This window comes from Halostella sp. PRR32, assembly GCF_034808085.1.
In the GTDB taxonomy this organism is placed as follows: Archaea; Halobacteriota; Halobacteria; order Halobacteriales; family Natronoarchaeaceae; genus Halostella; species Halostella pelagica.
This window is the reverse complement of sequence record NZ_JAXHGL010000003.1, coordinates 266,541-289,945: the sequence shown is the minus strand read 5'-3', so window position 1 is coordinate 289,945 and position 23,405 is coordinate 266,541. Positions and strand designations below refer to the sequence as shown.

25 protein-coding genes are annotated in these 23,405 nt (G+C 68.8%); 7 read left to right on the top strand and 18 right to left on the bottom strand.

Features of this window, described 5'->3' with window-relative positions; translation table 11 throughout:
- Positions 1–49: 49 nt before the first annotated feature.
- Complete coding sequence (locus tag SM753_RS11375) at positions 50–580, top strand: hypothetical protein (RefSeq protein WP_323191687.1); 531 nt, start codon at positions 50–52, stop codon at positions 578–580.
- A gap of 97 nt (positions 581–677) precedes the next feature.
- Here the strand turns inward: SM753_RS11375 and SM753_RS11370 are convergent, their stop codons facing one another.
- From SM753_RS11370 to cobN, 4 genes are all read right to left on the bottom strand, one after another.
- Entirely contained in the window at positions 678–1,061 is a 384-nt protein-coding gene (locus SM753_RS11370) for a hypothetical protein (RefSeq protein WP_135533741.1), read from the bottom strand.
- A 114-nt stretch (positions 1,062–1,175) separates the two neighbouring features.
- On the bottom strand, positions 1,176–1,928 hold the full coding sequence (locus tag SM753_RS11365) for a cobalt-precorrin-7 (C(5))-methyltransferase (protein ID WP_138796725.1): 753 nt from the start codon (positions 1,926–1,928) through the stop codon (positions 1,176–1,178).
- Entirely contained in the window at positions 1,925–2,662 is a 738-nt protein-coding gene (locus SM753_RS11360; protein WP_323191686.1) for a precorrin-8X methylmutase, read from the bottom strand. Before SM753_RS11360 ends, SM753_RS11365 begins: the two co-directional genes overlap by 4 nt.
- Entirely contained in the window at positions 2,652–6,593 is a 3,942-nt protein-coding gene (gene cobN, locus SM753_RS11355; RefSeq protein WP_323191685.1) for a cobaltochelatase subunit CobN, read from the bottom strand. The genes SM753_RS11360 and cobN overlap by 11 nt, the downstream gene beginning before the upstream one ends.
- 35 nt (positions 6,594–6,628) lie before the next feature.
- Here cobN and SM753_RS11350 point away from each other — a divergent pair, with 35 nt between their 5' ends.
- From SM753_RS11350 to SM753_RS11335, 4 genes are all read left to right on the top strand, one after another.
- Positions 6,629–8,803 carry a VWA domain-containing protein gene (locus tag SM753_RS11350; protein WP_323191684.1) on the top strand — a complete coding sequence of 725 codons (2,175 nt, stop codon included), beginning with the start codon at positions 6,629–6,631 and terminating at the stop codon, positions 8,801–8,803.
- Positions 8,804–8,920: 117 nt separating this feature from the next.
- On the top strand, positions 8,921–9,106 hold the full coding sequence (locus tag SM753_RS11345) for a CbtB domain-containing protein (RefSeq protein ID WP_121818061.1): 186 nt from the start codon (positions 8,921–8,923) through the stop codon (positions 9,104–9,106).
- Positions 9,106–9,801: a CbtA family protein gene (locus SM753_RS11340; protein ID WP_323191683.1), complete on the top strand. Its 696-nt coding sequence runs from the start codon at positions 9,106–9,108 to the stop codon at positions 9,799–9,801. The genes SM753_RS11345 and SM753_RS11340 overlap by 1 nt, the downstream gene beginning before the upstream one ends.
- Positions 9,785–10,147 (top strand): ferredoxin, encoded by a 363-nt coding sequence (locus tag SM753_RS11335; RefSeq protein WP_135533748.1) that lies wholly within the window; start codon positions 9,785–9,787, stop codon positions 10,145–10,147. Before SM753_RS11340 ends, SM753_RS11335 begins: the two co-directional genes overlap by 17 nt.
- On the opposite strand, the gene SM753_RS11330 is transcribed toward SM753_RS11335, so the two are convergent.
- The 10 genes from SM753_RS11330 to SM753_RS11285 all read right to left on the bottom strand — a co-directional run bounded on the left by SM753_RS11330 (position 10,110) and on the right by SM753_RS11285 (position 18,960).
- Positions 10,110–10,889, bottom strand: coding sequence for an MOSC N-terminal beta barrel domain-containing protein (locus SM753_RS11330; RefSeq protein WP_323191682.1), 780 nt, complete (start codon positions 10,887–10,889; stop codon positions 10,110–10,112). The two genes, SM753_RS11335 and SM753_RS11330, sit on opposite strands and share 38 nt — an antisense overlap.
- 189 nt (positions 10,890–11,078) lie before the next feature.
- Positions 11,079–12,347, bottom strand: a complete 1,269-nt coding sequence (locus SM753_RS11325; RefSeq protein ID WP_323191681.1) for a PQQ-binding-like beta-propeller repeat protein — start codon at positions 12,345–12,347, stop codon at positions 11,079–11,081.
- A complete protein-coding gene (locus SM753_RS11320; RefSeq protein ID WP_135533751.1) occupies positions 12,340–12,711 on the bottom strand; it encodes a DUF3209 family protein in 372 nt (123 codons plus the stop codon). Before SM753_RS11320 ends, SM753_RS11325 begins: the two co-directional genes overlap by 8 nt.
- A 61-nt stretch (positions 12,712–12,772) precedes the next feature.
- Positions 12,773–13,150 (bottom strand): hypothetical protein, encoded by a 378-nt coding sequence (locus SM753_RS11315; protein WP_323191680.1) that lies wholly within the window; start codon positions 13,148–13,150, stop codon positions 12,773–12,775.
- A gap of 105 nt (positions 13,151–13,255) precedes the next feature.
- Positions 13,256–14,479, bottom strand: a complete 1,224-nt coding sequence (locus tag SM753_RS11310; protein ID WP_323191679.1) for a CbiX/SirB N-terminal domain-containing protein — start codon at positions 14,477–14,479, stop codon at positions 13,256–13,258.
- Positions 14,476–15,171 (bottom strand): cobalamin biosynthesis protein, encoded by a 696-nt coding sequence (locus tag SM753_RS11305; RefSeq protein WP_323191678.1) that lies wholly within the window; start codon positions 15,169–15,171, stop codon positions 14,476–14,478. Before SM753_RS11305 ends, SM753_RS11310 begins: the two co-directional genes overlap by 4 nt.
- Complete coding sequence (locus SM753_RS11300; protein ID WP_135533755.1) at positions 15,171–15,434, bottom strand: ferredoxin; 264 nt, start codon at positions 15,432–15,434, stop codon at positions 15,171–15,173. The genes SM753_RS11305 and SM753_RS11300 overlap by 1 nt, the downstream gene beginning before the upstream one ends.
- Positions 15,434–16,390, bottom strand: a complete 957-nt coding sequence (gene cobJ / locus SM753_RS11295) for a precorrin-3B C(17)-methyltransferase (protein WP_323191677.1) — start codon at positions 16,388–16,390, stop codon at positions 15,434–15,436. The genes SM753_RS11300 and cobJ overlap by 1 nt, the downstream gene beginning before the upstream one ends.
- A 3-nt stretch (positions 16,391–16,393) precedes the next feature.
- Positions 16,394–17,257 carry an SAM-dependent methyltransferase gene (locus tag SM753_RS11290; RefSeq protein ID WP_323191676.1) on the bottom strand — a complete coding sequence of 288 codons (864 nt, stop codon included), beginning with the start codon at positions 17,255–17,257 and terminating at the stop codon, positions 16,394–16,396.
- A gap of 155 nt (positions 17,258–17,412) precedes the next feature.
- On the bottom strand, positions 17,413–18,960 hold the full coding sequence (locus tag SM753_RS11285) for an HTTM domain-containing protein (protein WP_323191675.1): 1,548 nt from the start codon (positions 18,958–18,960) through the stop codon (positions 17,413–17,415).
- Positions 18,961–19,107: 147 nt separating this feature from the next.
- Here SM753_RS11285 and SM753_RS11280 point away from each other — a divergent pair, with 147 nt between their 5' ends.
- Both SM753_RS11280 and SM753_RS11275 read left to right on the top strand, forming a co-directional pair.
- Complete coding sequence (locus SM753_RS11280) at positions 19,108–19,524, top strand: thiol-disulfide oxidoreductase DCC family protein (protein ID WP_323191674.1); 417 nt, start codon at positions 19,108–19,110, stop codon at positions 19,522–19,524.
- A 79-nt stretch (positions 19,525–19,603) separates the two neighbouring features.
- Positions 19,604–20,071: a hypothetical protein gene (locus tag SM753_RS11275; RefSeq protein WP_323191673.1), complete on the top strand. Its 468-nt coding sequence runs from the start codon at positions 19,604–19,606 to the stop codon at positions 20,069–20,071.
- 65 nt (positions 20,072–20,136) lie between these two features.
- On the opposite strand, the gene cbiG is transcribed toward SM753_RS11275, so the two are convergent.
- Genes cbiG through cbiT form a run of 4 tightly spaced genes read right to left on the bottom strand, consistent with a single transcriptional unit; the run spans position 20,137 to position 23,360 of the window.
- Entirely contained in the window at positions 20,137–21,129 is a 993-nt protein-coding gene (cbiG, locus tag SM753_RS11270) for a cobalt-precorrin 5A hydrolase (RefSeq protein WP_323191672.1), read from the bottom strand.
- 2 nt (positions 21,130–21,131) lie between these two features.
- A complete protein-coding gene (locus tag SM753_RS11265; protein ID WP_323191671.1) occupies positions 21,132–22,016 on the bottom strand; it encodes a cobalt-precorrin-4/precorrin-4 C(11)-methyltransferase in 885 nt (294 codons plus the stop codon).
- Positions 22,009–22,785 (bottom strand): cobalt-factor II C(20)-methyltransferase, encoded by a 777-nt coding sequence (locus tag SM753_RS11260; protein ID WP_323191670.1) that lies wholly within the window; start codon positions 22,783–22,785, stop codon positions 22,009–22,011. The genes SM753_RS11265 and SM753_RS11260 overlap by 8 nt, the downstream gene beginning before the upstream one ends.
- Complete coding sequence (gene cbiT, locus SM753_RS11255; protein WP_323191669.1) at positions 22,782–23,360, bottom strand: precorrin-6Y C5,15-methyltransferase (decarboxylating) subunit CbiT; 579 nt, start codon at positions 23,358–23,360, stop codon at positions 22,782–22,784. The genes SM753_RS11260 and cbiT overlap by 4 nt, the downstream gene beginning before the upstream one ends.
- Between the last annotated feature and the right edge of the window lie 45 nt (positions 23,361–23,405).

The following is a 23,405-nucleotide window of genomic DNA, read 5'->3' as shown; positions in this document are numbered from 1 at the left end:
CGGCGAGAGGTGGCGACGGACATAATCGTCGCTGTCGCCTACCGCCCGTGTGGTCAACGCGTTCTGGCTGGACCGCGACACCGCTCGCGCCGTCGAGTACCTCGTGGACAAACACGTGCTGAGCAGCGTCTTCGAGTGTTCGATGGTGCTGACGACGGCAGTCCAACTCAACGGTTACCCAAGGTCCGACGACCTCTATTTCACGCACCCGGACCACCCACTCACGGTCTGGACTGCGGACTCGCTCGCGAACTGGAATCGCCTCCGCGAGTACGTCCGCCTCGCTCACGAGGAGTGGCGGCATCGGTACGGCCACCCGCCCGAGAAAGAACACGGGTCGTGGGCGACGGTCGAGTCGCTGGACGAGGAGACTGTCGCCGGACTCGACTGGCCGAGCGAGGAGGCGTCCGACCCGCCGCAGGTCACCGGCGAGTGGCAGGCCACCGACTACGTGGACGCATACCGCCTCTACTACGCCAACGAGAAACGCGACCTGTTCGAGTGGACTGGCCGCGACTGCCCGCCGTGGATCGAGGCGTACACCGTCCCGGACGGGGACGAGAGCCATCCGTACGAGTAGCCGACCCGACTGTTCGGTCCGCGTTGGTCGCTGAGCGCTCGTCGCTCGTCGTCTACGGGCGTCGATAGCGCCGGGTCTGGTCGTCCGTCGGCGTCACCTACTTCCGTCCCGACTCGGTATCGCCGCGCTCGACTTCGATGCGCTCGGGTTCCCGGTCGCTCTGCTGACTGGACTGCCCCCCGCCGATCAGTTTCGAGCGGAGGTCTTCCGTGATCGACTGCACCTGGTCCCTGATCGTCTTGACCTCCTCTTCGAACTCCTCGACGGACCGCTCGACGTAGTAGACGCGCTGTGCGGGGATCCGCCGCACCGTGTCTCTCCCCTCCATCCGCTCTTCCTCTTCCGTCTCCTCGTCGTCTATCTTGATGATCCAGTGGTCCTGGAAGTACGCCACGTGTTCGTTGTCGACCGTCCGCTCGACGGCGTCGCCGTCCGGTCCCTCGTACACGATAGTCGCCTGTCCGATGTCCTCTTGTACCATGTGCGATGATAGCCCGCGGACACGGGTAGTCCTAGGCAACTGTGGGCGAGGAGTCATGTCGGGGACCGCTAAAGGCGACGCGAGTCGCGGGCCCGTCGCGGGGGCGGGTCGTACCTACCGCCGCACGGCCAGCACCGACAGGTCGGAAAACGGCGTCGACTCGGGGCCGCTCCCGCCGGCGTGTTCCGTCAGGCTGCCGAGCGTCGTCCGCGTGATCGACTCGTCGTCGTGAGTCAGCCGTTCCAGCACGAGCGCCGAAAGCGACGGGTCCGCGCCGGCGTCGAGCAACTCGGCCGCCACGTCGCCGGGCATCAGGTCGAACGGCCGCGGCAGGACGAGCAGGTGGCGGTCGCCGACGGCCGCGCGGAGTCGGTCGAGGTCGTCGGTCAGGTCGCCGCTCTTGTGGAGCGTGACGAACTCGCTGTCCTCCATCGGCGTCCGCGCCCTGCTGGCGGCGACCTGGAGCGAGGAGATGCCGGGAACGACGCGGACGGGGCGGTCCGCCGCGTCGTCTACCTTGCCGAGGAACTGGTAACCGGAGTGGTTCGGGTCACCCATCAGCACCGCGGTGCCGCGCTCGCCGGCGGCGACGCGCTCCGCGAACGTTTCCAGCGCCGCCGCCTCGTCCTTGTACCCGCAGGTCAGCAGGTCGGCGTCGGTCAGGTCAGCGACGAACTCGACGACGGTCTCGAAACCCACGAGCACGTCCGCATCGCGGATCGCTCGCTCGCCCCGCGGCGTCAGGAACTCGGGGTTTCCGGGGCCGATACCGACGGCGTAGACGGGAGTTTCCGGGGCCGGATCCTCCGGTTCGGCCGCCGCGAACGTCGCCGGGTCAGGGCCGGCGTCGAGGTCGTAGTCGCTCACGGGTCGCGCTCCGCGAGGGTGACCTCGCCGTCTCTCGCGTCGCTCGCCACGTGTACCAGTTCGTTCGTCAGGCCCGCGGCGAGGCCGCTGCCGCCGCGCCGGCCGACGTTCGTGACGGCGGGGACGCCGTGTTCCTCGCAGACCTCGCGCAGGCGTTCCCGACTCTCGGCGGCCTTCACGAATCCGACCGGCGTCGCGACGACGACGGCCGGGCGGGTGCCGTCCTCGATGCAGTCCGCGAGCGCCAGCGCCGCGGTCGGGGCGTTGCCGATGGCGGCGATCGCACCGTCGTAGACGCCCTCCTTGTCGAGTTCCAGGACCGACGCCGCGGTTCGGGTCATCCCCGTCTCGGCGGCGAGTTCCGTACCGTTTCCGATGGCCTTCCGAACGGGACAATCGTGGCCGCGACCTGTGATCCCCTCCATGACCATCGTGATGTCCGTGACGATCGGCTGTTCGTCCAGCACCGCCCGCGCGCCGACCCGGACCGGTTCGCTGTCGTCGGTCCCGGTAAAGCGCACGAGGTGCTGGAACTCGGGGTCGCCGGTCGCGTGGACCGACTTCTGGCGGATCCGGTCCGCGAGCGTCTCGTCCGGCACGATCCGCCGAACGCGGTCCATGCTCGTCTCCGCTATCTCCATCGCGTTCGATGTCGTCGCACCGAGGTCGGCGTACTCCTCGAAGTCGCCGTCGTCGGACTCGGATCCGGCGTCTGCGGCCCCCTCAGTCGTCATCGCTTGCCACCTCCGTGGAGTCCGTCCCACTGGCACGCGCTTCCAGGTCGCCGTCGACCCGCAGGTTCAGGTCGCGCAGGCGCTCCTCCGTCTCGTCGTCGGCGTCCCACAGGTCGCGGTCGATCGCCTCCAGCAGGGTGTCGGTGATGCTCTCCAGTGCCCACGGGTTCACGTCGCGGAGCCAGTCCTGCCGGTCGGCGTCGAAGGCGTACTTCTCGGCCACGTCCTCCCACAGCGTATCGCTGACGACCCCGGTCGTCGCGTCCCAGCCGAGGACGACGTCGACGGTGGTCGAAAGGTCGCCCGCACCCTTGTAGTCGTGTTCCTCCATCGAATCGAGCCACTGCGGGTTGAGGACGCGGGCGCGCATCGCCTTGCGGACCTTCTCCTCGTTGGTGTACACGTCGACGTTGTCCGGGTCCGAGGAGTCCCCGACGTAGGAGGCAGGTTCCTCGCCCGCCGTCTCCGCGACGGCGGAGATGAACCCGCCGTGAAAGGCGTACCAGTCCGAGGAGTCGAACTCGTCCTGTTCGGCGGTGTCTTCGATCTTCACGGTCGCCTCGACGCTGCCGAGGCGACGCTCGAAGGCGTCGTGGGCCTCCGACACCTTGCCGCGAGAGCCCATGGCGTAGCCGCCCCACTGGACGTACACCTCTGCCAGATCGGAGCGGTCGTCCCAGTTGCCCTCGTCGACCGCCTTGTTCGTCCCCGCGCCGTAGCCGCCGGGACGGGTCGTGAACACGCGGTGCGTGGCGGCCGCCCGGGCGTCGCTCTCGTCCAGACCGCGCTCGGCTTCGAGGCGCTCGGCCTCCTCCTCGACGTGCTTTTTGACGTAGTTCATCTCGTTCGGTTCGTCGAGGTCGACCACCGCCTCCACCGCGTCGTGGATGACGCCCGCCGCGGCGGGGAAGGCGTCACGGAACAGCCCGGAGACGCGCGTCGTCACGTCGATGCGCGGGCGACCGAGGTCGTCGAGGGGGATCGGTTCCACGTCGTCGACCCGGCCGGCGTCTGTCCACACCGGTTCGACGCCCATCAGCGCGAGCACCTGCGCGATGGTCTCGCCGCGGGTGCGGACGGTCGGCGTGCCCCACGCGACGACGCCGATCTCCTCGGGGTACTCGCCCTCCTCGGCGTGATGGCGCTCGGCGACGCCGTCGGCGACCTCGCTGCCGACCTGCCACGCGCTCTTCGCTGGCACCTTCCGCGGGTCGAGCGTGTAGAAGTTCCGCGCCGTCGGCAGGAGGTCGACGCCGCCGCGGGTCGGCGCGCCGCTGCCGCCCGGCGGGACGTACTCGCCGGCCAGCGCGTCCGCGGTGCGGGGGATCTCGTCCTCGGACCCCTGGACACGCGGTTGCGCCTCCTCGCAGATGTACGTGAGCGCCTCCCGTAGGTCGTCGTGTGCGCCGCGCTTGGCGCGACCGTCACCGAGCGGTTCGATGTCGACGACGAGCAGGTTGGCGTTCACCTCGTCATCCGGTCCCGCCTCCTGCTCGTTCGCCGGCAGGTCGAACTCGTACTCCGCGAGCGTCTCCACGAGGTCGACGCTCGTCTCGTACACCTCGTCGGCGGCCTCGGCGTAGGTCATCCCGAGGGCCTCGTCGTACGCGCCGGGCTCGTCGAGCATCGTCTGGTAGTCGACGCCGAGGACGCCGGCGACGCTCTCGCGGAGGCTCGGCGCGCCCGGGTTTTCGAGCCGGGTGAGCGCGACGAGATACTCCACGAGACGGTCGTCAGCGGGCGGTTCGCTCATCGTGTGCAGGCCGAGGCGGATCTGCGTCGTCTTCACGTCGGTTACGTACTCGTGGACGCGCTCGACGAGTTCGTCGATGTCCGCCTCGTCCCCGTCCACGTCGCCCTCCGCCAGCGTCGTTCCCGCCTCGTCCGGCCCGCGCACGTCGGCCTTCTCGTCTATCTCACCGGCGATACCCAACTCGACCGCGAGGTCGAGTTCGTCCACCGTCTCGCGGATCAGCTGTTCGAGATGCTCGCCGTCGTCGGTGCGAGCGTCCTCCATCCCGGCCTCTCGGTAGCGGTCGGCGAGTTCCTCCAGTTCGGCTATCTCGTCGTACGTCCCAGCGTTCGACATCACCGGCGTCAGGTAGTCGACGACGGCGGCGTAGGAGCGGCGCTTGGCCTGCGTCCCCTCGCCGGGGTTGTTGACGATGTACGGGTAGACGTTCGGTAGGTCGTCGATAAGCTGGTCGGGTGCACTCTCGCCGTTCAGGCCGACGGTCTTGCCCGGGAGCCACTCCAGACTGCCGTGCGTGCCGAGGTGGACGACGCCGTCGGCGTCGAACTCGTTCCGGAGCCACGAGTAGAACGCGACGTAGTCGTGGGGCGGTTGGAGGTCCGAGTCGTGGTACACCTTCGACGGGTCCATGCCGAACCCGCGCGGGGGCTGAACCGTCACGAGGACGTTGCCGAACTCCACGCCCGGGATGGCAAACGGGCGGTCGGGGGCTTCGCCCCACTCCTCGACCACGTTCTCTCTGAATCGCTCGTCGGTTTCGGCGAACCAGTCGGCGTACTGCTCCGGCGACACCACGTCGACCGAGCGCTCGCGCACGCCGACGGACGAGTCCGTCGAGCCCGCACTCGCTTCGCTCGCGCGGACGTCCTCCGGCGCGACCCAGCGGTCGTCCAGCGTCAGTTGCGAGGTGAGCGTCTCGACGAGCGACTGGCCGGACTCTGGCCGACGGCCTCCGAGGTCGTACCCTCGCGCGCCCAGTTCATCGAGCAGGTTCACCGTGCTCTCGGGGCTGTCGAGGCCGAACGCGGTGCCGATGCCGTCGTCGCTCGGCGGGTAGTTGTGCAGGACGACGGCGACCCGTTTCTCGTCGTTGGGTACGTGGCGCAGGCGCGCCCAGTTCACGGCGAGGCGGGCGGCGTGGTCGACCCGGTCCTCGATTGGGAAGTGCTGTTTCGGTGCGGAGCCGATACCGGCGTCGTCGTCGGTGCGCTCCTTCCCGCTGATCGGGTGGGTGATGACGTTGCCGTCGAACTCCGGCAGCGCGACCGACAGCGCGAGTTCGAAGCCCATCACGCCCGTGTCCGAGGACTGGTAGCGCGAGCGCGACCGCATCGTCGTGACCGTCTGCAGGACGGGGACGCCGAGGCGGTCGAGGAACACGTCCTCGGCGGAATCGCCCTCGTCGCCGGCGCTGCGGCCCCGCTCGTCCATCGACAGCGAGAACATAAAGGAGGAGAGGACGGCGTCGACGACCGGGTCGCCCTCGTCGTCCGTGAGCCACTCGTCGGTGACCCACTCGGCGTCTTCCTGCTCTTCCGTGTCGGTCGCCGGGTTACAAAACACAGGGAGCGCGTCCGCGCCCTGCGCCTCGACGTGGCGGACCAGCGCGTCGACGTACCGCGTGTTCTCGTGGGTCCAGTGCGACTCGTAGAACCAGACGGCGACCGTGGGACTGTCGGGGTCGAGCGAGGCGCGCAGTTCTTCGTACTCGGCCCCGGGGTGGTCCGGGTGGTAGACGCCCTCGGTCGGAAGCGCGACGGGGTCGTCGTACTCCCGCTCCGCGTCGGCGAACTCGTCGACGAGGTAGCGCACGCAGTTCTCGACGTTGACCGCGCCGCCGCGGTCGAGGTATTCATAGACCGTCTCACGCTGCTCGGCGGCGGCGGAGGTGTCTTCGAACGCGAACGCGTCGCCGGTGGCTTTCACGACCAGCGGCGTACCGGCCTCCGCCAGACGGGAAACGGCGCGGTCGTAGCCGGGCATGCTGTCCTCTGCGCCGTGGAGCCAGAACACGGCGGCCGTGGCGTCGGCGGCGGCCTCGACGAACTCGTTCACGTCGGGTTCGTCGTCCAGGTCGCTCTCCGAGCGCACGACCAGGTCCGCGTCTATCCGCTCGGCGGCGCGCTGGACGGCCCCGAGCTCGTTCTCGGTCGCGGTGTAGATGGCGATGGTAGGCATAACGTTGTTAAACCTCTATTGTGACTAATACAAGTATGGTTGATTTAGCGAGCGGCAAAAAGCTGTCGACGGCCGTGCCGTTCGGGGCGGTCGTCGGGCAGGCGGCGCTGAAGGAGGCGCTGCTCGTCGTCGGCGCGAACGACGCGATAGACGGCCTGCTCGTTCGCGGCGAGAAGGGGACCGCCAAGTCCACCGCGGTGCGGGCGCTGGCCGACCTCCTCCCGGAACAGCGCGCCGTCGCCGACTGCCCGTACGGCTGTCCCCCGGCCGATGCGGAACGGCAGTGCGCGGACTGTCGCGAGCGCGCGGACCCGCCGGTCGAGAGTCGGTCGGTCCCGCTCGTTACCCTTCCACTGGGCGCGACGCGAGAGCGCGTCGTCGGGACCCTGTCGGTCGCGGACGCGCTGGACGGCGACCCCGAGTTCGACCCCGGCCTGCTCGCCCGGGCGAACCGCGGCATCCTCTACGTCGACGAGGTGAATCTACTCGACGACCATCTCGTGGACGTTCTGCTCGACGCCGCGGCGAGCGGCGTCAACCGCGTCGAACGTGACGGCGTCAGTGTCGCCCACCCCGCGGAGTTCACCCTCGTCGGGACGATGAACCCGGAGGAGGGTGATCTGCGACCCCAGCTACGCGACCGCTTCGCGCTCCAGGCGACGGTGACCGGCTGCGAGGACGTCGACGACCGCGTGGAGATCATCGACCGCGCGCTGAACGACTCGTGGGCGGCCGCTGACGACGCCACCGCCGACCACCGCGAGTCGCTGCTTTCCGCCCGCGACCTGATAGACGACGTGACGCTCCCCCGCGAGTTCGCGGCGGAGATCGCAGAGCTCTGCCGGGATGCCGGCGTCGACGGCCACCGCGGCGACATCGCCACCGCGCGGGCCGCCCGGACCATCGCGGCGCTTTCCGGCCGCGCGAGCGTCATCGAGGGCGACGTGCGCCGCGCCGCGGAGCTGACCCTACCCCACCGGCTTCAGTCGAAACCGTTCGAGGACGCGCCCGACCCGGAGGACGTGGTGGACGACCACTTCGACGAAGGGGAGAGTGCGGGCGACGACACGGCAGACGGTAGAGACAGTGACGATGGCGACGGCGAGAGCGGCGCGGACGGCGACGAGGGCGGCGGTTCCGGCGACGCCGACGGAGAGAGAGACGAACCGGCTGAGGACGGAGACGGGTCGGACGGCGGATCGGGCGAACCCGGCGAGAGCGACGATACCGGTGGCCAGGACGGCGGCGCAGGCGACGCGCCCCAACCGCGACCAGCCGGCGGGAGCGACGGCGACAGTCCGGACGAGCGCGACGGGTGCCGCGGCGATACTGACGATGGCGAAGCGGGCGACCCGGAGAACGGGAACGACGAGAACCGCCCTGACGGTGACGACGGGGTGGACGGCACGCCGCTGATCCCCGGTCAGACCCGGGCTGAGGTCGGCGACGCCGTCGCGCCGGGCGTGGAGACGGAGGCGGCGACAGCGGCGACGGGCGCCGGCGGCACCGGCTCCCGCGCCGACCTGACCCCCAGCGCGGACAACGAGGGAGCACGAGTCCGCACCGAACGAGCTGAATCGGGGAGCGTCGACGCCGCCGCGTCCGTCAGGGCGGCCGCGGCGCGCGGGTCGGACAGCGTCGAGTCGCGGGACCTCCGGCAGTCGGTGCGCTCGGGCGAGAGCAACGCCTTAGTCGTGTTCGCGCTGGACGCGAGCGCGTCGATGCGCGGGCCGATGCGGACGGCGAAGGGTGTCGCGCTGGAACTGTTGCAGGACGCCTACGAGCAGCGCGACGACGTCGCCGTCGTGGCGTTCGCGGGCGACGACGCCGAAGTGCTCCTGCCGCCGACGGACAGCGTGACGCTGGCGGCGCGGCACCTGAAGGAACTGCCCGTCGGCGACCGGACGCCGCTCCCGGCGGGCCTGCGGACGACGAGCGAAGTCGTGACGCGGGCCGACCCCGGGACGAGCGTCGTCGTGCTCGTCACCGACGGGCGGGCAAACGCGAGCGAGAACCCCACTGCGGAGACGCGAGCGGCCGCCGAGGCGCTCGCCGACCGGGGCGCACACGTCGTCGCCGTGGACGCCGGCGGGGACGACCGTACCGGCCTAACCGGGGACGTTGTCGAGGCTACCGGCGGCGAACGGGTGCCGCTCTCCGCGCTCACCCCCGAGCGCGTCGAGCGGGCGGTCGGCCGGGCGCGAGAGTAGCCGGGTGTCCGCCGGACCCGGGAGTGATCGACGGTCGAAGGGACCGACGGCCGAGACGGACGCGACGAGAGGCGGAAGTTTTACAATCACATTTGTTCTATTGAAAGTAGAGTTTCAATGGAGACCGCAGACACCGTTCACGACCGCATCGAACGCGCGGGCACCGAACTGACGCCGACGCGAGCGGCGCTGGCGATCGGCCTCGCGGCCGCGCTCGGCTTCACACTCATGTTCCTGCAGGACCCGATGGCCCACGACGCGATGCACAACTTCCGGCACGCCGCCGGCGTCACCTGCCACTGATGTACGACGCCCTGAAACGCGGCGTCGGCGCGGGAGCGGTCGCAGGCGTCGCGTACGGCCTGTTCGTCGCGCTCGTGGCGACGCCGGCGATCGCGTTCGCCGAGACGTTCGAGGCGGGCCACGGCCACGAGTCCGGCATCGACCTCGTCGCGGCCGCACCGAGCGTCGTCGGCGGCGGCCTGTTCGGCCTGTTGCTCGGGGCGGCCTTCGGGGTGGTGTACTACCTGTTCGAACCCGCGCTACCGGGCGCTACCGACACGCGGAACTACCTGCTCGCGGCCGCCGGGTTCGTCACCGTCTCCGGCGCGCCGTGGCTGGCGCTACCGCCGCAGGCACCCGGCGCGGAGTACGCGCTCGGGAGCGACGCCAGACTCGTCATCTACGCGGGGATGATGGCGCTCGGAGCGCTGGCCTGTGCGCTGTCGGCGCTCGCCTGGCGGCGGGCCGAGGGCACCGCGACCGTCGCTCGCGCGGCGGCCGCCCTCCTTCCGTTCGGCCTCGTCGTCGCCGCGGCGTTTTTCGCGTCGACGGCCTCCTCGTCCGGCCCGATCCCGGACGGGCTGGCGACGGCGTACCGCGGCCTGGTCGTCGTCGGGCAGGTCCTCCTCTGGATGACGCTGGCGACCGCACACACCTGGCTTCTCGACCGCACCGCCGCCTCGGAACTGACGATCCCCCGTGAGACGCCGCACTGACGAGGTCCGCGAGGAGGGATTTACCGATCACGTCCTCGTCTGCACGAACGACCGCGACGCCGAGTACGCCTGCTGTGCGGACGTCGGCGGCCGCGAAGTGCTGGACGCGGTGAAGTCGTGGCTCCGCGAGCGCGACGTGTTCTGGTCGCACGTCTACGTCGCCGAGACCTCCTGTCTCGGCCTCTGTAGCGAGGACGGAACCGCGATAGCGATCCAGCCGCGAAACGAGTGGTACTCCGACGTGACCCCTGACGAGGTGCCGGCGCTGCTCGACGGAGAGTTCGGCCCGGCGGCGGACCGCCTCGGCGTCAGTCCGACAGCATCCGTACCGAGTCGCCAACGCTGATCGTTTCTCCCCGGCCGGGTCCGGGAACGCGCGTGTTCGTCATCAGCTTGTAATAGTGGTCGAACCGCTCCGACGGCGTCCACTCGGGAAGCGTCTCCTCGCGCTTTTCGACGAACCGCTCCTGAAACCCCTCCGTTCGTTCACCCGTATCCGGATCGCGGGTCGGAACGGCACAGCGGCCGCAGGGACCGTCGCCTTCGAACCGAACGTCTCCGATCTCGAAGGACCGCGTTCCGTCCGCACCGTAGAGCCTGTCCTCCCAGAACGGCGGGACGCCGCCGATCTCGACGTTGGCGCGGAAGCGGCGACGCGTGCCGTCGACGGTGACGCCGTCGAACCAGGACGCCACCTCTCGGAGCGTCGCCGCGCTGATCACCGTCGGTCCCCGGTCGGGTCGGTCCGGCATGCCGGTCTCGTCGCGCACCACGGTGACGTCGAAGCCGAAGTAGTCGGAGAGCCAGGCGTTCAGGTCCGCACGGTCGTTCAGGTCGAACTCGCGGCGCTCGTTCTCGCCTCTACGGCCGATGGCCACCGTCTCGCTCTCGCGGTCGACTGAGACGGAGAGGCCGTGGACGTCGGGCGTCCGCACGCCGTTGACGTACTCCCCCTCGTTGTCGACGATAGCGAACTCGCGGTCGCCGGCGAGACAGCCGCCCGACACCAGTTCCGCCCGCTCTCGCTCCCCGCCATCCAGCGACTTGATCGGGTAGGTCCGGATCCGTTCGACCGTCGGTAGTTGCACGCGAGGGGATTCTTCGGCAGCGATTACAAGGGTTGTGGTCGGTGAAAGAACCGTCCCCTGACCGCCGCGCGTCGGGGAGGTCCCCGCGGTCGTTCACCGGCGAATACATGATTTTATTTTGAAACCCAACAATAATTGGGCGACTACCGGAGGATCGGCGTCGAGAGCGTGTCGCGGGAGGGCTCCGGATCAGACGCGCCCGACGTGCAGTCGGTGCGCGCCGCGGCGTTCGCCGTCGTCGTGATACTCGACTGGTTCCTCGACGGCGGCGACGGTATCCCCTGAAAGCGACGCCGCGGTGACGACGCCCGCGGCGTCGAGGAGTTCGCGGCGGCCCTCCGTCACGTCGAACGCGCGGAGCGCGTGGTCGCCGGGGTCGCGCTCCCGGAAGTTCTGCGCGCCCGGCGCGGCGACGAGGTCGCCGTCCGCGCCGAGGCCGGTGACGAACCCGCCCACCCCGTCGGTCCACCGGCACTCGCCGTCGGGCGAGTAGCCGAAGGCGGTGTGGTCGCTGGGGTGGCGTGCCTCCGTCTCGCGGCCCTCCTCCGGGTAGGTGTTGCCCGTGACGAAGACGACCCCCGCGTCCGTCGCGTGGACGTGGTTCGGGTAGGCGTACACCGTCTCGCCGTCGCGCTCAACCGGCGTCGCGAGGTCGGCGCGCCAGCGGACGGCCCCGTCGCGGTCGAGGACGTAGCCGCGGTAGTCGCCGTGACTGGTGACCGCGACGCCGTCCGCGAGGAGGGACACGTCGCCGCAGCGCCGCTGCCCCTCGTTGCCGGGGTCCCAGTCGACCAGCGGGTCGCCGCTCTCCGCGTCCAGCACGACTAGCCCGTGCTGGTGGTCGTCGAGACAGCGGTTGAACGCGATCGCGAGACGGTCGTCGCGGCGGTCGAGCGCGATAGGGGAGGCGTCCGTCTCGAACGTCCACTCGATCGAGCCGTCGGCCTCGAACGCGTAGACGACGCTCTCGAAGACGCGGTCGGGGCCAGATTCAGTCCCGTCGCGCTCGTACCGCCGGCTTGCGACGTACGTCCGGTCGCCGTCGGTGACGATGTCGGCGACGAACGGGTAGAAAAACCGCGTTTCCTTCTGCGGGTCACCCACGTCGGCGGCCGTCTCGTAGCGCCAGCGGGCGTTCCCATCGGTCGCGTCGAGAGCGGTGACCGCGCCGGACGGGCCGCGCTCACCGACGACGATTCCGGAACCCTCGCCGCCGTCGAGCGTCGCCAGAGACACCGGTTTTCCGCCGCAGTCGACGGACCAGCGCCGGTCGAGGCTCTCGCGGTCGAACGCCCGGATATCGCCGTTTGCGGTGCCAGCGACGACGAGGTCGCCGGTCAACAGGACGCTCGACCGGCGACCGCGGTGGCGCGACCCTGCCGCCGGTACGTCGCCGAGGTCGAGGCTCTCGTGGTCGGGCGCGGCGGGCGTCTCGGTCGGGTCGGCGGCGTCACTCATCGGTCGGGAACGTCTCGTGCAAGACGTGGTGAGCGTCCCCGAGGCCGTCGAGGACGCTCTCGCCCTGCGCGGTGAGTCGCCCCACGGCACGCTCCGCGTCGCGAACGGCGACGAGGCGGCCGCGGAGGTAGTCGTACTCCTGCGAATCGCTGTCGGCCTCGGCGACTTCCTCCTCCAGATCCACGAGCGCCGCGTCGAGGTGACGCTCGATCTCGGAGAGCGAATCAGCGTTCGCGAGGCCCTCGATGGGGCCGTCGAGTGCGCCGTCGAGTTCGTTCTCCGCGTGCTCGCGGGTGCTTCGGTCCTCGGTGCCGAGGACGTTCATCAGTCCGAGTCGTAGGGCTTCGAGTTCGTGACAAGTCATGGATGTGTATCGGTCGGTCGGGTCGTTCGGCGATGCGGTCCGTCGAAACCGGACGACTGCGTTACGGAGTCGGGAGCGACACTCGCGGTCGCCAGCGGAGAGCCACCGCGTAGGCGACGAGAAGCGAGACTGCGAGGACGAACGGGACCAGCGCGTCGGAGCGGCCGTCCCCCGAGGCGTCGACGCCGACGACCGAAATAACACCGGCGACAACGGCCAGCAGGGCGACCAGCACGACGAATCCGATCAGCGCGTAGCCGAACTCGTCTAACCGGTCGCTCCACGCGGCGTGGACGGCGAGCCCCAGGCCGACAGTCGTCGGAAGCAACCCCGGGAGACTCGTCGGGTCGGTCACGAGGAGACCGGTGATGACCAACACGCCGACCCCGTAGGTGAGAAATTCGACCATCCGGTCCAATCGCTCGTCGAAAGAGGGCATAGCCGAACGCTTCGGCGAGTGAAATAAAGTGTCTGTCGGTCGGTTCGGGCCGTTCGTTTCGCGTGCGAGGGCGGCCGCTTCCGACGGTGCGGGTGACTCGCACAGTCATAGCGTCTGGTCCACGATGTCGCTGACGATCCGGTCGCGGTCGAGATGCGACGAGACGATGCGATCGGCGTCGTCCGCTTCGACGCCGCCGTACCAGACGCCGTCGGGGTAGACGGCGACCATCGGGCCGTCGCCGCAGCGGTCGAGGCAGGACGTCCGCGTGATGCGGGCGTCGCACTCGTCGGAGTCGCGGGCGGCCTGGCGCAGGCGTTCGAGGACGGCGGGCGACCCGTCGGCGGCGCAGGTCTGGTTGGTGCAGACGGCGACGTGTTTCTCCGGCGCGTCGTGGACGTGCGGGTCGTCGTCGACGTTCTCCCGGTCGGCGTGGGTCTCCTGGTGGGTCAGCGCGCGGAGCATCGCCCGTGCGCCGCCCTGGTCCTCCTCGTAGCCGTCGAGTTCGACCTTGTACTTGCAGGTGTCACAGGACATCTCGACGCTGCCCGTCCTGGCCTCCTGCCAGCGGTCGCCGAGCACGTCGAGCAGTCGGGAGTCGGTGCCGAGCGGGTCGCCACAGGCCGCGTCGACGTAGGGGTACTCCGCGTCGAACTCGCCCGCGCCGTCGCGGATGCGCCCCGTCAGCACGCCGTCGCCGAGCATGTACGGCACGACGACGACCGCGTCGGGGCGGTGCTTGGCGACGGAGTGGAGCGTGTCGTCGAGCAGCGGCTCCGTGACGCCGATGAACGAGGCCTCCACACGAGAGAACTCGCGGCCCTCGTACAGCAGGCGGGCGAGTTTGTGAACATCGGCGTTGGCGTCCGGGTCCGAGGACCCCCGGGCACACAGCACGACTGCCACGTCGTCCGCCTCGCGGTCGACGCCCAGATCGCACTCGACGGCGGCCGCGCGGTCGTCGAGCAGGTCGACGATGGCGGGGTGGATGCCGAGGTGCGCGCCGTTGTTGAGCGTCAGCCCCGGATGGTCCGAGCGCGCTCCCTGGACCGCTAGCGGCACGTCGTTTTTGACGTGGCTGGCGGCGAACAGCGATAGCTGGACGACCGTTATCTCCGAGACCGCCGGTGCAAGCCCGCCGATAGCGTCCGGGATCGCCGGCTCCGCGAGTTCGAGGAAGCCGGCGTCGACCGGGATGCCGAGCCGCCCCTCCAGGTCGGCCGCGAGTTCCCGTACCTGCTCGTTCGACTTCTCGCGGCGGGAGCCGTGCCCGACGAGCAGGACCGCCTCGTCGTCGAACCCGCCCGCCGCCTCGGTCGTCCGGCTCATATCCGGTCGAGGCTCCGCCGCAGTTTCCGCCGCCGGCTCGGCGCGAACAGGCCGGTGTCCTCGCTCCCGTCGTACAGCCACGGGCCGAGATCGGGAACGGCGGCGTCGTCGACGCCGAACCAGTAGCCCGAGGACGCCTCCGCCGGGTCGCCGTACGGCGCGTCCACCGGCACGTCGTCGAGCAGCGACTGGACCGTCTCCAGCAGGCGGCGGTCCTCGTGGACGAACGACACGCCGACAGAGCCCTCCTCTGTCGAGTCTCGGCTCGTGTCGCTCACCGCCCCGTCGCCGGACTTGAAACACACCGTCCCGCAGCCTTCGAGCAGGCCCCGCAGGAGCTGTCGGTCGTGGTCCGCGAACGCGCCGAAGCGGTAACCGCCGGGCTCGCCGTCGACCGGCAGGCCCAGCGCCGCGCCGGCGCGGTCCGCCAGGTCGCCGAACACCTGCACGGCGTACTCGTCCTCGGTACGGGTGATCGACGTATCGTGGGCGTACTCGCGCTCGAGGATCCGGCGGTCGACCTGCTCCGCGCCGGCGACGGCGGCGAGGCGTCGGGCCGCCGTCTCGTCGTTGGTCCGCACGGTCACGCAGTCCGATTCGAGGTCGCCGTCGCCCGCGACCCGCCCCCAGAAGTACGCCGTCTCGGGGTGGGCCGCGAGCATGTCGTCGGGCTTGCCGATGCTCAGTGACATTAGATATCTTCCACCGTGATCGCGTTCGGGGGACACGCCGCGGCGGCCTCGCGGGCCTCGTCGGCGCGGTCGTCGTCGAACTCCGCGACTATCTTGCCGTCCTCCTCGCGGATCGTGCCGTCGTCGGACCCTTCAGGGGGAACTGGGTCGGCCGCGGGGTCCACGGTCGCGAGGCCGTCGTCGTCCTCGACGAACCGCGGGTCCCGCGTCAGGCAGGCGAAGATGCCGTCGCAGGCGTCCTTGTCGATCGTGATTCGGTACATCAGTACTCGTATTTGGTCTCGTAGCCGCGCGGGGTGACCATCCGCCCGTCCCACTCGTAGGTGTCCTCGTTGCCGACGAGGATGGTAGTCGTCATGTCGATCAGGTCCGTCTCGCCCAGCCCTTCGAGTTCGCCGATCGTGGTGACTTCGACTTCCTCGTCGTCGCGGCCCGCGGCGTGGACGATGCCGACCGGGGTGTCCGCGTCGCGGTGCTCGGTGAGGATCTCACAGCACTTCTCGAAGTTCTCCCGGCGCTTGCGGCTCCACGGGTTGTAGATGGCGATGGTGAACCCCTCCTTCGCCACGGCGTGCAGGCGCGACTCGATGGTCGGCATGTCCGTCAGGTGGTCCGACAGCGAGATAGAGACCGTATCGTTGACCAGCGGCGCGCCGACGCGGGCCGCACAGGACTGCGCGGCGGGGACGCCGGGCACCACCTCGAAGTCGAGCATCGACGCCGTTGCCCCCTTCGACTCGACTATCTCCAGCGCGAGGCCGGCGAGCGCGTAGACGTTCGGGTCGCCGCTGCCGATGATCGCCACGTCGTTGCCCGCCAGCGCGCGGTCGATGGCTTCCTCGGTTCTCGACACTTCACCGCACATCGGCGTCGAGTAGATCTCCTCCGCGTCGTCGGTGATCTCGTCGGGCACCAGATCGACGTAGGTCGTGTAGCCGACGATGTGCTCGGCGTCCCCGAGCGCGGCCTTCGCGCGGGAGGTCATCCCCTCGGGCTGGCCCGGGCCGAGGCCGACCGCGACGAGGCGGCCGGGATCCGCGTCGAAGTCGTCGACGGTGGAGCCGACCTCCTCCTCGTCACTGCCGGAAGCCCCGCAGGAAGACGACGAGCCGGAATCGCTCCCGCTCGCGCCGCATTTCGACTCGCTTTCAGTACTCGTGTCGGTTTTCGATGCCCCGCACTTCGATTCCGATTCGGTCGTGGTGTCGTCAGTGCTCATGGTTCAGAAGTCGTCGACGTCACGCCCGCCGCGCGGGGTGACGAGGAACTGCTCGTAGTCGTTGCTCCAGACCTCCGTCTCGTGGTTGCCGATGACGAGCGAGGTGCCCATCCCGGCGACCTTGTCGTCGTGGTCCGTGGCCCCGCCGAGCGTCGTGATCGTCTGGCTCTCGCCGTTGCGGCCGGCGTCGCCGCGGCCGGCGTCGTTGACGATGGCGACCGCGGCGTCGTCGGCGCGCTCCTCGCGGACGATGTCGACCGCCCGCTCGTAGTTGCGCCAGCAGTTGTACAGGACGATGACGAACCCGGAGATGGCGGCGGCCCGTAGCTTCTCCTCTATCTCGTCCCAGCCGCGCCACTTGTCCGACAGCGAGATGGTACAGAAGTCGTTCGACAGCGGCGCGCCGAGGTTGGCCGCGCCCCCGAGTGCCGCGGTGACGCCGGGGACGATTTCGATAGGAACGTCCTCGACCTCGTCCTCCTGAGCCATCAGAAACAGGAGGTCGGATTTTCCGTACACGTTCGGGTCCCCGCCGGAGACGTGCGCGACCGTCTCGCCGTCGCGGACGCGGTCGAACGCCTCCCGGGCGAGTTCGATCTGGCGGCCCATCGTGGAGCGGATCACCTCCTGGTCCGAGCGCGCGCCGGCGGAGGCGCTCGCCGTCCCGCCGTCGGTCGCCGTCTCCGGCGGGAGCGTCCCGTCCTTGCGGAGGAACTCCTGATAGAGATTGGAGGCGATGACGCAGTCGGCGCTCTGAATGACGTCTTTCGCCCGCTGGGTCATGTCGCCCGGCAGGCCGGGGCCGATACCGACGACGTAGACCTTGCCGAGGTCGTCGGAAGCGGCCGCAGTCGACTCCTCGGTCATGCCCGTGGAGACCTCCCGACCGTCGCTTGCGCGAGCGTACCGTTGCTGTGTCGCATATCAAGTGCAACGCTAGTTTCGCATAAAACAATTTTGCTTGTTTTAGCGCAACTCTGTTTTGATAGAGTGCCAGTGAGAGTGAACTGCGAACGGAGAGACTAGCCGTCGCTCTGAACGAACTCGCCCGAACAGTCGTACTCCTGTATGGAGACGTTCCCGCTCGACGTGGACCCGTCATAGGGGTCGGACTGTTCGTACAGGAAGTAGATGGAAACGTCGCGGACTTCGGTGTCGTGATGCCCGTTCCAGCGGTTACAGAGGTAGTTACTGAGATACGAACGGTGGCGTTCGTTGTCGGCCGACTGGACGGTAGAGAGGTACTTTCGCCACCGCGAGGTGGGATACGCGTCCTGCGCTCTCGCCGGCCGGTCGAGGTCCACTCTCGACCGGTGGAGAACGTCGACCTCCGTCCCGTTCTCCAGCGTTCCGGGGGCCGCAAACCACTTCGTCGTCCGCGTCGGGTTCGGCGCGAACATGCGCCAGTTCTGGTCGCCCTGGATGGCGTCTAACGCCCGGTCGCCGTGGTCCGGCATCGTCGCGTAGCCGACCGCCGCGGCGTTCGACGTGACGACGAGGACGAGAAAGACGAACGGAACGACCGTCAGACACGCTCCGTACGCCCGAGTGACCCCGTCCGAGAGGATCGAGACAGCGGAGCAGTCCCGTACGAACTCGTCGGGGGTAGACACTGCGGTGGACAACTCGACTGACGCCGACCGGCGGCGGAACCAGGAAACCGCTCCCGTCCGGTCCGCCAGAGACTCCACCGCGTCCCAGACGACAGGCGGATAGAACGGGACGAGCCCAGCGACGGAGATCAGCGGGAACAGGTCGATACGGAGCGTGACGAGCATCCCGAGATGCATGCCGGCGAACGCGGCTGCAAGCACCGCCCGCGGAATACCGGTACACAAGAGGAGCAACGGCGAGGCCACGATCATCGCCATCCAGAGGTACGTGAACAGTTCCAGCAGCGCGTGATGCTCCGCGAGAACGTCGCCAAGCAGGATGGTGAAGTGGTCGGCCTGGAAGATGTAGGCGACCGCTTTCCCGCTCGTCCACGCGTCGCTCCGGGTCTTGTGGACAGCGTTCGTCGCGTACATGAGAACGACCTGAATCAACAGCGCGACTGTCGCGATAGAAGCCACCACTGACCGTTCTCGGTCGTTTCGGCCCGCGTCGACCGCCCACCGCTCGCCCAGGGGCAGAAAGGTCCCCCAGAAGAGAAGCATTCGCAACAGGGTATCGCCGGCGTTGAGAACCAGGGGATTGCGAAGGTGAAGCGAGACGAGCAGCACCCAGGAGACGGCGGTCGCGACCCGCGTCCGGTATCCGACGACCATCGCGAGGGCGACCGCGCCCGCGAGGACGAACAGGAGGACCTGCGCCCACGCCGCTCCGGAGAGGGCGTGAAGCGAGTAGAGGGTTCCGTAGTCAGCGAACAGAGCGCTTCGCGGAAGGACGCCGGCGTCAGTGTAGAAGGCGACGAGGTCGCGAGACCGGAGCACTAGATCGACGATCACCAGCGTTCCGACCGCGACCCGGAACGCGGCGAGCGCCCGGAGGTCGACCTCGAACCGCCGGGCGAGGGCGTGTGAAATACGGTCAAGGACGTTCGCGGGGAGGGAGGGCGTGCGTGAATCCATACGTACCGGGCGACCCGTTCGCCAGCCTCCCTCCCATGTATAAATAAGTTTTCTGTATCGTGAAACGAACGCGCGGCGTCCGCCCGAAACTCTCAATTATCACGGATCCCAAGGGAAATTATCACGGGAACCAAGGGAACGCGATCGATGACCGCGGACAAACCGGACGGCGGCCCGGTCGTCCTGTTCGACGGCGTCTGTGATCTCTGCAGCGGGTTCGTCCAGTTCATCGTACCGCGGGACCCGGAGGCGACGTTCCGCTTCGCACCGCTCCAGTCGGACGTCGGGAAAGCCCTGCTCGCCGAACACGACCTCCCGACCGACGAACTGGAGTCAGTCGTGCTGATCGAGGGTGACGACTGTTACGTGAAGACGGACGCCGTCCTCCGGATCGCCACGCATCTGGGCGGTATGTATGCGCTGTTGCGACCGGCCCGAATCGTCCCGCGGTCGCTCCGCGACCGGATATACGACTTCGTCGCCGCCAATCGGTACCGATGGTTCGGCGAGAAGGACCGCTGTGAGATCCCGGACGGAGACGTTCGCGGTCGGCTACTGGAGTAGCGCTGCGCTCCGCACCTCGTCGGGACGGGACGCTTCCCGCTTTCAGAGAACTTATTGTCTCTATTCCGGAATTACGCCCATGCGATTCCCTCCAACACCCCGCATCGTCGCGATCGGGACCGCCGTTCTCGGCGTGTTCGCCCTCATCACTGCCGGGGTCACGTTCGCGACCATCCCCGAAAACCCGCCCGGAGACGGGTTCGCGGCCGGTCTCGCCGGTATCTTCGTCATGGTCTATCTGGTGGCTGGAGTCCTCGCGCTCGCCGAGGCGGGACTGCTGTATCTCGTCGTTCAAACGTGCACCCCGGGAGAATGGCCGCTGCGACTGCTTACGCTCGGAGCCGCTGTCGGTGGCAGTGCCGTGTTCCTGCTGGTCTCCCAGTACGCGTTATCGGTACTCTGGAGCCTCACCGGTAGCTACTACGTACTGCGGATCAGTAGCGCGTTCAGCATGGGCCTGGTGTTCGTTCCGGCCGGCCTCATTTGCACCGGACTCGGAGCCGTCCTGCAGGTCGTCGACGGGATACGTGCCGAGACTCACTCGTAACACCCAGCGGTCCGCCGACCGGTTCCAGCCGGTGAATAACGGGGAGAAAGCAGTCAGTGTCGCCGCTACCGCCCGATCGCGACCGTCACGGCGTCGTCGTGGCTGATCTTCTCCAGCAGGAGTTCGTGTTCAGCGCCTGCCGCGATGGCGCTCGCTTCGGCGATACCGGGCCAACCGATCAGTTCCTTCGAGCGCGATGGGGTCGGCCCCTCGTACGGTTCGAGGTCTTCTTTCTCGAACGATATGACGCCGAGGCCCTTCTCCTCGGCCGCTTCGAGCAGGCCGGGTTCCTCCTCCTTGCGCGTGCCGGTGGCGACGAACTCCACGTCGTCCCAGTCCGTGCCCGCCTCGTCGAGCGCCCGCTCCCACGCCGCGTGGAACTGCTCTTTGTCCGCGTCGGAGACGCTCCCCGTGCCGAGCACGACGCCGTCGTCCAGATTGCGTTTCAGGACGGTCACGTCGTCGCCCACGAGGACGGCCTTCGGGCCGTCGAGGCGCTCGATGGGGCCGAGTTCCTCGTCCAGTACCGCGAGGTTCGTCGCCACCGTCGAATCGCCGTTGACCACGTGGGCGTCGAGCGCCTTCGCCCGCTTCTCGACGCCTTGCTTGTCGGCGGCCTCGCTGGCGGTCGTCATCGCCGGAACCGCGCCCATCGACGCGAGGTCGTCCGCGACCTGGTTCGCACCGTGGTGCCCGCCCGTGATCGGGATGGCCCACGTCAACTCCTCGTCGACGACGCAGATGGCGGGGTCGTCCCACTTGTCGTCGAGCAGGGGCGCGGTCTTGCGCATCGCGATGCCGCTCGCCATCAGGCCGACGAAGCAGTCGTACTCGCCCCAGTGCTCCTCGAACACGTCGCCGTGGTACTCGATGATGTCGATGCTGTCGTAGCGGTCGCCGATGCCCTCCTTGATCTCCTCGGCGGTGTCTAGCTTCCGCTCGAAAGAGATGATCGCTATCTCCTCGGCGACTTCGCCGTCGCTGTCGGGCGTGCTACAGTGCCCGCCGCTGTCGTCGGTCGATGCGTCCGCGTCGGTGTCGTTCGCGTCAGTACTCATTGTCAGTCATCAGCCTCGCTTTCGCCGTCGTTCTGTCCGCGGTTCGCCCAGTCGCCGTAGAGGTACGAGCGCTCGTACCCCGCGCCCGTTCCGGCCTGTCCGATTATCACCATCGCGGAGGCGCGGTAGCCCGCGTCCTCCAGGCGGTCGCCGATGGTCGCGACGGTTCCCTCGACGATGTCCTCGTCGGGCCACGAGGCGTGGTAGACCACCGTCACCGGCGTGTCGGGGTCGACGCCCTCGTCGAGCAGGCGGTCCATCGTGTCCGCGACGGCGTGCGTGCCGAGGTAGATGCACGTCGTCACGTCGCCCATCTCGGCGAACTCCGTGATGTGGTCGTCCTCGGGGTCCAGCGTCTTCCCCTGCGGCCGGGTGAACGCGACGTGATTCGCCGTCTCGTTCAGCGTCAGTTGCGTCCGCAGGGTGGCGCTCGCGGCGAACGCCGAGGTGACGCCGGGGACGAAGTAGGTGGGGACGCCCTCGTGTTCCAGCGCGTCCATCTGCTCCAGCGCCGCGCCGTAGATGGCGGGGTCGCCGCTGTGCAGGCGCACGACTTCACGGTCGTCATCGTATGCGTCCCGCATCAGCGGGATCAGTTCTTCGAGGTCCTTGCCGACGGAGTTGACCAGTTCGGCGTCGGCGCAGTACTCGTCGAGTAGTTCGCTGTTGACCAGCGACCCCGCGTGGACCACGAGGTCCGCGTCCTCGACCAGTTCCTTCCCGGTCACGGTCAGCAGGCCGGGGTCGCCCGGACCCGCGCCGATGAACGGGATCCCCTCCTGTACGTCGCCCGCAGTGTGTTCGTACACGCGTGGGTCGCGCTCACGCTGACGCTGTTCGCTCGCTTCGTCTATCGCCGCCTGCGGGTCAGTGGAATCGTTAGTCATCGGACGGCACCCCCTCGTCGCGGCGGTCCGACCTACGGGGCTCGACCTCGTCCCCGTGTTCCGCCGCCTCCGCGCGTTCCTCGCTGTGGCCGAACTTCGCCGTTGCGCGGTCGACCGACAGGTCGGCCTTCTCCGCGTAGGCAAGCGTGTAGTAGTCGCGTTCGGCGATCTCCGCCGGGTCCTCCGTCACGAGCGTCTCGCCCTGCTCCATGTAGAGCCGGCGGCCGTACGTCACGTCGTACCCCGCGTCGGCGAGTCCCTCGTGAGTGGCCGGTGCGTCAGTGACTTTGAACAGAACCATCCGGTCCGGTCCGGTCGGCGACGCCCCCTGTGCGGCTTCGCGGAGCGCCAGACCCGCACCGGCGTCTATCTCGACGCCGAGCGCCGTCGTGAACGCGGTGACCGCGCTGACGCCGGGGACGAGTTCGAGGTCGACATCGGGGTGGAAATGGTCCATCGTCCGGCGCAGGTGGCCGAACGTGGAGTAGACGTTCGGGTCGCCGAGTGTCACGAAGGCGGCGTCGCCCTCTCTCGCTTCGGGCGCTATCTCGGCGGCGGCCTCCTTCCAGGCCCGCCGGAGTTTCTCCTCGTCGCGGGTCATCGGGAAGTCGAGGTCGCCGATGCGCTCCTCGGGGACGTGTTCGGTGGCGACCGTCCGGGAGAGGCGGCCGGGCGAATAGACGACCTCCGCCGCTTCGAGCGCTCGCTTGCCCTTGACCGTGATCAGTTCGGCGTCGCCGGGGCCGAGACCGACGCCGTAGAGGGTCATCTGCCGGCACCTCCCGCGTCGCCCGCATCGGGTCCGTCGCTCGCTCCGCCGACGAGCATGTACACGGGGTTCTCCGAATCGAAACTCGTCGCGCCGGCGAGTTCGTAGCCGTGGCTCACCTGGAACTGGACGACGTCGTCGAGCAGGTCGCGCTCGCGGAACGCTTCGGTCGCCGCGCCCGCGACTTCGAGCCGCGAGACGTTCATCACGACCGTCTCGATCCCCGCCTCGACGGCGTGGTCGAGGACGGCCTCGTAGTTGCGACTCCCGCCGAGAAAGAGCGCGTCCGCGTCGTCCGGCAGTCCCTCGGGCGCTTCGGCGACGCGGACCTCGACGCCGTCGACGCCGTTCGCGGCGAGGTTCTTCCGCGTCGTCTCCGCGCGCGATTCCTTGCGCTCTATCGCCGTCACGCGGCCGGCGCGTCGCGCCGCCTCTATCGTCACGGCCCCGGTACAGGACCCGACTTCGACGAAGTGGTCGGACGGTCCGAGCGCCAACTTTCCGAGTAACACGGCCCGCACCTCGGATTTCGTCGGCCCGGCTTTCGCGTCGTAGGGTAGCTCCACCCGTGGCATGCGTAAAGCAAGTACAGTAGCACGTAAAACAATTGTGCTTGTTCT